Consider the following 9921-nt stretch of genomic DNA (forward strand, 5'->3'; position numbering starts at 1 on the left):
TTTGTTTTGTTAGCTTGATAGCGATGTGGTGTGACCCCAATAGGAACATTTTTACTTTTTTATATCACTTCTGAAGTGTTTGCACCAGAACCATCACTGATAGTTGAACCGAACCTTAATATTCATTGCAATTATCTTGAAGTTGCTGCACCAAAATGAGTTTTCTAATCTAAATTTTTTTTGTAAAATCATGTATTTTTTGATTAGATTCTGTAGTATTGATTATATATTAAAGATGTGCTGCTATTATAATAAGTTTGAAAAAGCCTCAACTTCTGTCCGAAAGTAGTCTTCCACTTTTAAACGTGAAGGTGCGACAGCGCTAGTGAAAGTGGAAGATGAATTTCGGTTAGGGGTAGCCTAAAGTTGTCTCTTTTTCATACTATTATATTATCACTTTGTTCTGAAAAGTGATTAATGCTCCCATATCTGACTATATGAAAGATATGTTTGTTCGATTGGATGAGAATTACAATATTACCTTAGTCGAATGGAATCATGATACTGAACATGTGCATATTTTGTTCAAAATACATCTGAATACTGAAATGTTAAAGTTTATCAATGTTCATAAAAGCGCAAGTTCTCGATTTATAAAAAAGCATTTCCCATCAGTAAAAGAAGAACTTTAGAAAGAGTATTTTGGGGCAAAAAACGTTTGCTTGCTTACAACGGATGGTGCGCCATTGAAAGAACAAAAAAACACATAGAAAATCAAAGCATGAGGTGAGGGATTTTGATATGGCAAACAAAGCATATAAGGGTTCTGGTGCAAAAACTATAAGATTTATGTAACTAATCTCTGAAACTTGGACATACTGATACTATCACTCTAGAAAGGGTGCGTGATTGGTATGGAAAAAGAAAATTTGTTCAAATGGAAGCATTATCAGCCTGAACTAATCTTATTAACAGTAAGGTGGTACCTGCGGTACAACTTAAGTTTTCGTGATTTGGTGGAAATGATGGAGGAACGGGGATTATCTTTGGTTCATACAACCATTATGCGTTGGGTTCATCAATACGGTCCTGAATTAGATAAGCGAATTCGACGTCATCTTAAATCAACCAATGACTCGTGGAGAGTCGATGAAACTTATATTAAAGTAAAAGGTCAATGGATGTACTTATATCGTGCAGTTGATTCAGAGGGGAATACCATTGATTTTTATCTAAGTAAATCAAGAGATAAAAAAGCAGCCAAGCGCTTTTTCAAGAAAGCCTTGGCTTTTTCGTATGTTTCTAAACCTCGTGTAATAACAATAGATAAGAACCCTGCCTATCCTGTAGCGATTCAAGAGTTGAAAGAAGAGAAACATATGCCTGAAGGCATACAACTAAGGCAAGTTAAATATCTCAATAATATAGTAGAACAAGACCACCGGTTTATTAAAAGGCGAGTTCGTTCTATGTTAGGATTAAAATCATTTAAAACAGCAATCTCTATATTGAGTGGTGTTGAAGCCATGCATATGATGAAAAAAGGACAAGTGGTTTTACCGGACAAGTCCGTCCAAAAACAGAAGGAATTTATTCATAAATTATTTGGCTTAGCTTCATAAGATAGAAATGTAGAGGAAATTGCTACTCTATGTTTCTAACTAACATTTTTGCACCAGAACCACATTAAGAGTGGGGTGGAAATTTGCACATCCACTTTATGTATATAAGATTGAGATTGTAAAAATAATGGCATTTATAGATGAAAAATCTAACAAAAGTAAGTATTCCAATGCAAAAGTTTTTATAAAACCATTTATTTCAAAGGAAAACAATCAAGTACAAGAATTTGAGGAATATGAAATGGATACTGATGTGATAAACAAAGATAAGTGGTTTTTAATTGAAAATATGAAGGGATGAGTTTGGTGGAAACATTAACAACAAATAACGGATTGCCCGAAAAATTGTTATCGGAATGGCACCCTACTAAAAATAATGGTATTAATCCTAATGAATTAACTATTGGAAGCTATGAATATATTTGGTGGAAATGTTCCGAAGGTCATGAGTGGGGCATGAGTATTTACGATAGACAGAAGAAAAAAGAATGTCCAAAATGTTTAAGGATTAGGAAGGCAACAAAGCGAGCGGAAATAAAAGAAGAGCGACGAATTAAAACCTTACAAGAGGTGGATCCTGAATTAGCTAAACAATGGCATCCAACAAAGAATGAAGGTATTACCCCAGATGCTGTTGTATTTGATGAAGGCTGGGTACGTAGATGGTGGCAATGCAAAAGAAATCATGAATGGGAAGAAACGATTGCGAGTAGATATATAAATACAAGTGTTTGCCCATATTGTGCGAATAAGAAGGTATGTGAGGATAACTGTTTAGCAACAGTTTATCCAGAAATAGCAAAGAATTGGTTTGTGCTTAAAAATAGTAGGTACTCTGAAGTTAGGACAGCATATGATGTAATTTATACTTCTTCAGAGGATGCATATTGGATTTGTGAAAAAGGACATACATGGAGAGAAACAATTAGTCAAAGAGTTAAGAATGGAAAAGGGTGTAGAAAGTGTGAATTGTTTCAAAATTCCTTAGCTCTTCTAGATCCTGAATTAGTTAAAGAGTGGCATCCTACTAAAAATGAAGGAGAATATGGAGTTAAGCCTCCTGAGGAAACGAGGATTAATTCTAGCCAAAATGTATGGTGGCTTTGTGGTACATGTGGAAATGAATATAAAGCACAAGTAGGTGCTAGACATAGAAGAGAAATAAAATGTAAAGTTTGTCATCCGCTTCAACCCAAAGGAAGAACTGCTGTTCAAAAAAAGAAGAGGGAATTTTGAGGTATATAATGCCATGGAAGATAGACGTGTTATTTTTGAAAATCAGTTAAAAGAAAAAATAAAGCGTAAAGAAAATGAATGAATTTAAAAATAGAATCATCATATAAAAAAGGCCGAATATTGCATTAAGGATAACTTTGCCCATCCCCGAAACAGGGGAATAAGACAGAAAACACCAATTGTATGTTGAATAGAAAATAGAATGTTATAAGAGGTCACCATATCATTTCGGGAAAATTGTACGTTATCAAGACCTAAATTTATAAATGCTTAAAATTAAAAGGCCTACACATATTAGATATGACTAATATGTGTAGGCCAGCATTGTTTTGTCTATGTTCTCTTTATAGTAACTAGTCCCTCTTGATTTTTTTCGTGATCCCATTCTACTTGAATTTCGAATGTTCCTTCTTCAAAGAACAAAGGGAATCTTCTACGAATGGATTTTTGCATAGGAAGATTGTAAGCTTCATTGATATTCACCCAAACAGCTTTTCCTTCTGGCGAATCTTTAAGTAAATCCCCCTTAAAGTCCCTTGTAAAATAGTTAAATATCATATATCGATCTTTGGCGATTGGATTAACATATTCATAAAGTCCTTTATAAACAAGGTTACTAACTTCAAGACCAGTTTCCTCTTTAACTTCTCTAATGGCACTATCAACAATACTTTCCGGAAATTCTACTTTTCCTCCAGGAGGAATGAATCCTTTGAAATCGTCATGCTGTCTATCGAGGAGTAAAACCTTGTCCTCATTTTGAATCATACATACCGTCCAAATTTTATAATTTACCCCATTATCCATTCTGTTTCTCCCTCATTTTTTATCTAAATTCTACCATGCTGTTAAAATAAGAACGAGAGACATCGTTCTCCTCATACTCTAAATTTGTTTATATACATCCGCATATGCTACTTTCAATTGCTCTCGAAGCTGCTTATTTTCCGCTTCTACTTTTTTGATTCTTCGCTTCAATGATTCAATGATGGCATCTTTATTGTTCTCGTCGATCTCTCGTTTAATTTGCTTAAGAGTAGGAACTTTTGATTGTTGCTCACGCAAAGGCTCAATTCGTTTCCGTATTTCCATATTATTGTAAAGGGTTGCTTTGCTAACACCGGCTTCACTTCTTGAACTCTCAATCTAACCACCTCCAATAATTTGAACATGAGCTACATAATGAACGAACTATACTAAATATGTAAGCTACAGTTTATGTTTCTAATATTTATAAAAAGAGAGAATATTCGCCTTTATATTGAACGAACAATCCTCTCATCATAATACTCTAATTAACGTACAATTTTCTTTTTTTGATATGGTGCCCCCTACAGATGACCACATTTACTACAACAATGTACAGATTTTACTACGATATGTTTTCTCTGTTTCATTTCTACATCTCCTTAATTTCTCGACAATTCATTGTTATTCTATATTCTCGACCTTATAAAACTTTATAGCCAATTTGTTTTAGTATAGTTTATCTCCTATTTAAACCACATTAATATACCCATATGAAGTATTTAAATGTGATTTATAACAAGGAAAAAGCGAAAAAATCATTAATATTATTTTTTATAATTACAAATACACACCAAAAGGAGACGAGACGATGATGTATATGAATGATTCATATACAAATAATAAGTAAACAAGTTCTTCTAACTTATCAGCTCACACAATATATAACTGGGGGAGAATAATATGAAGAAAAAAACACTTATAACAGCTATGGGTATGATACTTACTGTGGGGATTTTCACAGGATGTACGAATCAATCAGATTCTAAAAGTACATCTCATCAACACGAGACAAAGAACGAAAAAGCAAATAAAGAGAATGAGCATGCAGGTCATAACGAAAAGAAATCACAAGATATGAATGTTTCATGGGATTTGTCACCTTCTAATCCAAAAGAAAATCAAAAAGAAAAACTAGCTATTGAAGTGAAAGACAGTCAAAATAAACCGATAGAAGACTATGAAATTAATCACGAAAAGAAAATGCATTTGATTGTAGTAAGTAAAGATTTATCTTATTTCAATCACATACACCCTACATATGATGGGAACGGAAAGTTCAATGTAGACGTCAGCTTTCCAAAAGGCGGAGAGTATAAATTCATCGCTGACTTTATTCCAAAAGGTGGTTCACAAACTACCCAAACACATACGATTAAAGTAGAAGGGACAGAACAAAAAGTAGAGCCTCTTCAAACTGACGAATCGTTAGTAAAAGCTGCGGATGGAAAAGAAATCACATTGAGTTATGACGGCGAATTAAAACCAAACAAAGAGGTTATGCTGAACTTTAGTATTAAAGATGCAGCTACTAAGAAACCAATTACGGATCTTGAAACATATTTAGGTGCAATTGGGCATGTTGTCATTTTAAGTGAAGATACTGAACAATACCTTCATGTACATCCAGCCGATTCAAAAACCATGGGACCTGAAGCTATGTTCCACACAGAATTTCCAACAAGTGGAACATATAAGATATGGGCGCAATTCCAGCATAAAGGAAAAGTATTTACAGTACCTTATGTAATTACTATCCCTTAACAATAATCAATAATTGAAATGGAGTGTAGATATAATCTACACTCCATTCTATATTGGAAATAGCAACAGAAAAAGCATCGATTTTTTCGATGCTTTTTTAGCTTTATTACGGAAAGTTATTATCGAATGTGATTTGCATACGGGTCATATAAACCAGTGAGCAATACAACACTTACTGATAAAATTATTGTTCCTACCACTAACAATCCATTACCAATAATTTTATCGTTCTTTTTGCGTGTGAATATCCCCAGTGAAATAAAAATTAATGCGAAGGGTATTAGTACAAGTCCTAAACCAATGTTCAATGCTCATCTCTCTCCTTTAGAAACAATAACGTTTATAAATATTTTATAACATGTTTATAAACATGATAAATCTTGATTTTATAAGGGTTAAAGTTATGTCCTTAAAGGTATACCTTTAAGAAAAAATTTTTAAAGGCATCCTTCGGAATCCATTCAGAACCCGTCAGGTTCTTACGAACCAGTCGGAACCTGAACGGCAATAAAAAAACCATCAAAAGATGGTCTTTCTTAAACTAAAGCTATCCGTTTTTTTATTCAAAAAAATTTATTTTTGAACAAAACTACAATGTCCTGAGATGACTTTTAATGGTTCTGTTGCAAAGTTTTAAACGCCCCCAAAAATATAGAATGAAAATACAATTGTTCCGAATAAACATTATAAAATATACAAGAACATGTATCATATACTCATTATTTTGGGTTATTTTTCAACTTTGCAACAGAACCGAAAATAGTATATATTTCTTCCGCTTATCTGTCCATCCAGATCATAGAAGTAAAGGAATTGCCAAAGAATTGCTTCATTGGTTAGAAGATTACGCAAAAAAATACAAAAAAAAATACGTCACTTGTAAAGTACGAGCAAATATCCCTAAGAATATTAGATTATATGAATCTGTAGGATATCAAGTTTATGAAGAAGACATTGTACATAAGAAAGATGATACAAGTGTAAAAACTGTTTTTATGAAGAAGCTTTTAATTGTGTAAAAACAACTTTCGATAATAAAAATCATATAAGCACGAATCCCTTCAGTAAGCAATCTAAAGGGATTTTTTATAGGCTTCTGGAATCGGAAAAGAAATTGTTAAGCAATGTTTAAATGAAGGTGCTGTAGTAATAGCGTGTGAGGTTCTGTTGCAAAGATTTCTAAACTGGGATAACCTGTAGAAAAAGTGTGAGCAGGAGAATAATATATGGGGTATTTTAAAGGAAAACAGTTTAAAAAGGATATTATTTTGGTAGCCGTCGGCTACTATTGTCGTTTTTCTTTAAGCTATCGTGATGTATCTGAAATCTTGAAAGAGCGTGGTGTTTCGGTTCATCCAACAACCATCATGCGCTGGGTTCATGAATATGGAAATCTTATCTATCAAATTTGGAAGAAGAAAAATAAAAACGTTCAATTATCTTGGAAACTAGATGAAACCTATATAAAAGTCAAAGGAAAATGGTGTTATTTATATCGTGCAATTGATAAAGACGGGCACACATTGGATACTTCGTAAAAAACGGGATCATCAGGCTGCCTATGCCTTTATGAAAAGATTGATCAAAACGTTTGGAGAACCAGCAGTTCTCACTACAGACAAAGCACCAGCATTACTTTGCGCATTTAACAAATTAAGAGAACAAGGCTTTTATATAAATACAACTCATTGTACAATCAAGCATTTGAACAATCTCATTGAACAGGACCATGGGCATGTGAAGCGACGTTTTTGCAAATCCGCAGGATTTCAAAATCTTCGCCACGCTTCCCGTACCTTGAAAGGCATCGAAACCATTCATGCTTTATATAAACGAGACCGAAGTCTTGGCTCAGACTTCGGTTTTTCGACGTACAATGAATTACAGGAGCTACTAACAATCGCATAAAATGTACAACTTTTTGTTGACACCACTTAACCTTAACAAAACTTCGCAACAGAACCAAATAATTCAACAAAATTCGTCGCTCTAGTTATTTTTCTGATAGAACATACAATACACTGGTACCTTGTCAATTTGTGTTTCTCCGCTTAAGGAAAATCCGAATCTCTGGTACAAACTTATGTTTTTTGTATTTTCCGTATCCAGCGCGACTCCTTGCGATTTATTGTTCGTATGTACTGTATGTAGCAGGTGTTGAAGCAGGGCCTTACCGATTCCCTTTCCCTGGTTCTCCGGGTTTACTCCAATCATAATGAGGTAGTGATGTGCTATTGAAGGAGCAAAGGATCTTGTCACTCGCATATAGGAATTAAGGAGACCTAAAGTTTTTCTGGACAGTTGAAAAATCAGCAGAAGCAACCTCCCGATTAGCAATACTCCTCCTTTCATATTTTGAAGCTTGCTAGGTTGTGGCTTTTCAACAATGTATACGCCAAGCAAGTTTTCATTTTCATAAAATCCCCAAACCTCTTCATTAAGCATAAAGCTTTTATCAAACATAAAGGATAGAAAAACTGTCACGCTATTTCTTGATTTTCTATCGAACTCAGAATCGCCAAATAAATGCAGGAATAAGGGGTCTTTGGCAAATGCCTTGCTCATAAGTGATACGAATAAAGGCTTATCCTGCTTTGTTAATTTAGATATTCGATACAGAGTATTCATGCTTTTTCACCTGCGCTGTTGCTTGTTTTCCCATAATGATTAACGGCAAAGCTAAATAACACTTTAAGCATAAATAATAAATAGATAATCAGCATATAGGACTGTATATCTGGTAGCATGGGAATCAAACCAAGGCCAACAGACAGAAGCAAGCCTGCAATAAATCGTTGCGAATGCTTCTCAATCAGAGCATTCACGATAAATGTTCCTGTGATCGTATAAGCCCAAACCCCAATCGAATACCAAATATTTGTATGTAAGAGAAGTGCAACGAGAATGATATGAAAGTGTATTGCAATAAATACGATTCGATTTTTTTTGCGTGCTGCATAGAAGTTGCTGGTTCCATCTGTAAAATTAGCTACACATCCAGAAAAAATATCGAAAATCAATAATAATGCCAGGGTGCTGCGCCAAATTGGCAAGTTATCTGTAAGTTCAGGGAATCTCAAATATAACGCAACGGTCAGCAATCCGCCGAAAAGTAATATAGTTAAAATAGATTCAATACTCTGTTTTTCACCGAACACATCATGTAAAAATGAAGGAATCCGTATTTGTTTCATGTAAGCATACTCCCTTTGTAAGTTAATGTTAGCGAACGTCGCTTTGAACAATAAAAATATATAGTCAATGTACTATTTCACTCTAAAAATATTATAATTATTTAAAATTGTGATTTCAATAGTTTTATATTAATTTTATTGAATTACTATAAAACTTAAGCTACACTACAAGTGAGGTGGAGAATATGAATGGATTCGAACGACGGAAACAGAACAAAATTGAGCAGATATACAGCTCCTCATTTGAATTGTTCTCTAAATATAGTTTTCAGAAGGTAAGCGTGAATGAAATCGCTCAAAATGCGAAGGTTTCTCCCGCTACCATTTATAACTACTTTGGAACAAAAGAACAGCTCTATGCCGATATGCTTATGAATTGGATGGACAAACAGTTGGAGCAGTATGAGAAGATTCTTGATTCAGCGTGTTCTTTTCTTGAAAAGACGAAGGAAATCATACTGTTGGAAGCTAAAAATTTACAAATCTTATCGGATAATTTTCAGAAATCCCCACTCTCTGAGGTGAGTGGATTGGTGCAAAGGCTGGAGAGCTATACCGAGCAGAAAATCATGCAATTTTTTATGAAGTTTGTTGCACTTGGAAAGCAAGAGGGTTACATTCATATAGATCAAACAGAAGAGATAGTTATGCTGTACTTCACGATGTACAAAAATGAGCTGGGGCGGTATTGGGAATCCTCGAATCAAGAACGTATAGCGAGGAATATGGATCAATTGATCGAATTGTTTTTCTATGGATTGGTTGGAGAGAAGAAGAAGTAGGACGAAATCGAAAAATTGACCATCTGTCCCGTTACGCAGAACGGTTCTGTTGCGAAGTTTTGTTAAGGTTAAGTGGTGCCAACAAAAAGTTGTACATTTTATGCGATTGTTAGTAGCTCCTGTAATTCATTGTACGTCGAAAAACCGAAGTCTGAGCCAAGACTTCGGTTTCGTTTATATAAAGCATGAATGGTTTCGATGCCTTTCAAGGTACGGGAAGCGTGGCGAAGATTTTGAAATCCTGCGGATTTGCAAAAACGTCGCTTCACATGCCTATGGTCCTGTTCAATGAGATTGTTCAAATGCTTGATTGTACAATGAGTTGTATTTATATAAAAGCCTTGTTCTCTTAATTTGTTAAATGCGCAAAGTAATGCTGGTGCTTTGTCTGTAGTGAGAACCGCTGGTTCTCCAAACGTTTTGACCAATTTTTTCATAAAGGCATAGGCAGCCTGATGATCCCGTTTTTTACGAAGTTGAATATCCAATGTGTGCCCGTCTTTATCAATTGCACGATATAAATAACACCATTTTCCTTTGACTTTTATATAGGTTTCATCTAGTTTCCAAGATAAT

The 9921-nt window shown here is 34.4% G+C and carries 11 protein-coding genes and 3 pseudogenes; 8 read left to right on the top strand and 6 right to left on the bottom strand.

Features of this window, described 5'->3' with window-relative positions; translation table 11 throughout:
* Positions 1 to 379: 379 nt before the first annotated feature.
* From tnpA to Y7E_RS30660, 4 genes and pseudogenes are all read left to right on the top strand, one after another.
* Positions 380 to 730, top strand: a pseudogene (gene tnpA / locus Y7E_RS34695) (IS200/IS605 family transposase).
* 124 nt (positions 731 to 854) lie between these two features.
* A complete protein-coding gene (locus Y7E_RS0128595; protein WP_017154598.1) occupies positions 855 to 1562 on the top strand; it encodes an IS6 family transposase in 708 nt (235 codons plus the stop codon).
* Positions 1563 to 1632: 70 nt separating this feature from the next.
* Positions 1633 to 1863 (top strand): hypothetical protein, encoded by a 231-nt coding sequence (locus Y7E_RS33405; protein WP_069302609.1) that lies wholly within the window; start codon positions 1633 to 1635, stop codon positions 1861 to 1863.
* The gene (locus tag Y7E_RS30660; protein WP_422666726.1) at positions 1860 to 2798 is read left to right on the top strand and encodes a zinc-ribbon domain-containing protein; all 939 of its coding nucleotides are present in this window, start codon (positions 1860 to 1862) and stop codon (positions 2796 to 2798) included. Before Y7E_RS33405 ends, Y7E_RS30660 begins: the two co-directional genes overlap by 4 nt.
* Before the next feature lie 333 nt (positions 2799 to 3131).
* On the opposite strand, the gene Y7E_RS0128610 is transcribed toward Y7E_RS30660, so the two are convergent.
* A complete protein-coding gene (locus Y7E_RS0128610) occupies positions 3132 to 3605 on the bottom strand; it encodes an 8-oxo-dGTP diphosphatase (RefSeq protein WP_017154601.1) in 474 nt (157 codons plus the stop codon).
* Positions 3606 to 3683: 78 nt separating this feature from the next.
* Positions 3684 to 3938: pseudogene (locus Y7E_RS30665) on the bottom strand (DUF6262 family protein); the annotation flags it as partial.
* Positions 3939 to 4508: 570 nt separating this feature from the next.
* Here Y7E_RS30665 and Y7E_RS0128620 point away from each other — a divergent pair.
* Complete coding sequence (locus Y7E_RS0128620) at positions 4509 to 5369, top strand: hypothetical protein (RefSeq protein ID WP_017154603.1); 861 nt, start codon at positions 4509 to 4511, stop codon at positions 5367 to 5369.
* A gap of 119 nt (positions 5370 to 5488) precedes the next feature.
* On the opposite strand, the gene Y7E_RS0128625 is transcribed toward Y7E_RS0128620, so the two are convergent.
* Positions 5489 to 5677, bottom strand: a complete 189-nt coding sequence (locus Y7E_RS0128625) for a hypothetical protein (RefSeq protein ID WP_017154604.1) — start codon at positions 5675 to 5677, stop codon at positions 5489 to 5491.
* Positions 5678 to 6025: 348 nt separating this feature from the next.
* On the opposite strand from Y7E_RS0128625, the gene Y7E_RS33410 reads away from it, so the two are divergent.
* Together Y7E_RS33410 and Y7E_RS31130 are read left to right on the top strand one after the other, a co-directional pair.
* A complete protein-coding gene (locus tag Y7E_RS33410) occupies positions 6026 to 6388 on the top strand; it encodes a GNAT family N-acetyltransferase (RefSeq protein WP_237741424.1) in 363 nt (120 codons plus the stop codon).
* Positions 6389 to 6595: 207 nt separating this feature from the next.
* A pseudogene (locus tag Y7E_RS31130) lies at positions 6596 to 7277 on the top strand (IS6 family transposase).
* Positions 7278 to 7358: 81 nt separating this feature from the next.
* Here Y7E_RS31130 and Y7E_RS0128645 read toward each other — a convergent pair.
* Both Y7E_RS0128645 and Y7E_RS0128650 read right to left on the bottom strand, forming a co-directional pair.
* Positions 7359 to 7934 (bottom strand): GNAT family N-acetyltransferase, encoded by a 576-nt coding sequence (locus tag Y7E_RS0128645; protein WP_237741425.1) that lies wholly within the window; start codon positions 7932 to 7934, stop codon positions 7359 to 7361.
* Positions 7935 to 7993: 59 nt separating this feature from the next.
* Positions 7994 to 8563, bottom strand: coding sequence for a hypothetical protein (locus tag Y7E_RS0128650; protein ID WP_017154609.1), 570 nt, complete (start codon positions 8561 to 8563; stop codon positions 7994 to 7996).
* A 185-nt stretch (positions 8564 to 8748) separates the two neighbouring features.
* Between Y7E_RS0128650 and Y7E_RS0128655 the strand changes: the two genes are divergently transcribed.
* Entirely contained in the window at positions 8749 to 9345 is a 597-nt protein-coding gene (locus Y7E_RS0128655) for a TetR/AcrR family transcriptional regulator (protein WP_017154610.1), read from the top strand.
* 98 nt (positions 9346 to 9443) lie between these two features.
* Here the strand turns inward: Y7E_RS0128655 and Y7E_RS30675 are convergent.
* Positions 9444 to 9921, bottom strand: a 478-nt coding sequence (locus Y7E_RS30675) for an IS6 family transposase (protein WP_034279232.1), incomplete at its 5' end; no start/stop codon positions are given.

Source organism: Bacillus bingmayongensis (assembly GCF_000299035.1).
Lineage (GTDB): Bacteria > Bacillota > Bacilli > Bacillales > Bacillaceae_G > Bacillus_A > Bacillus_A bingmayongensis.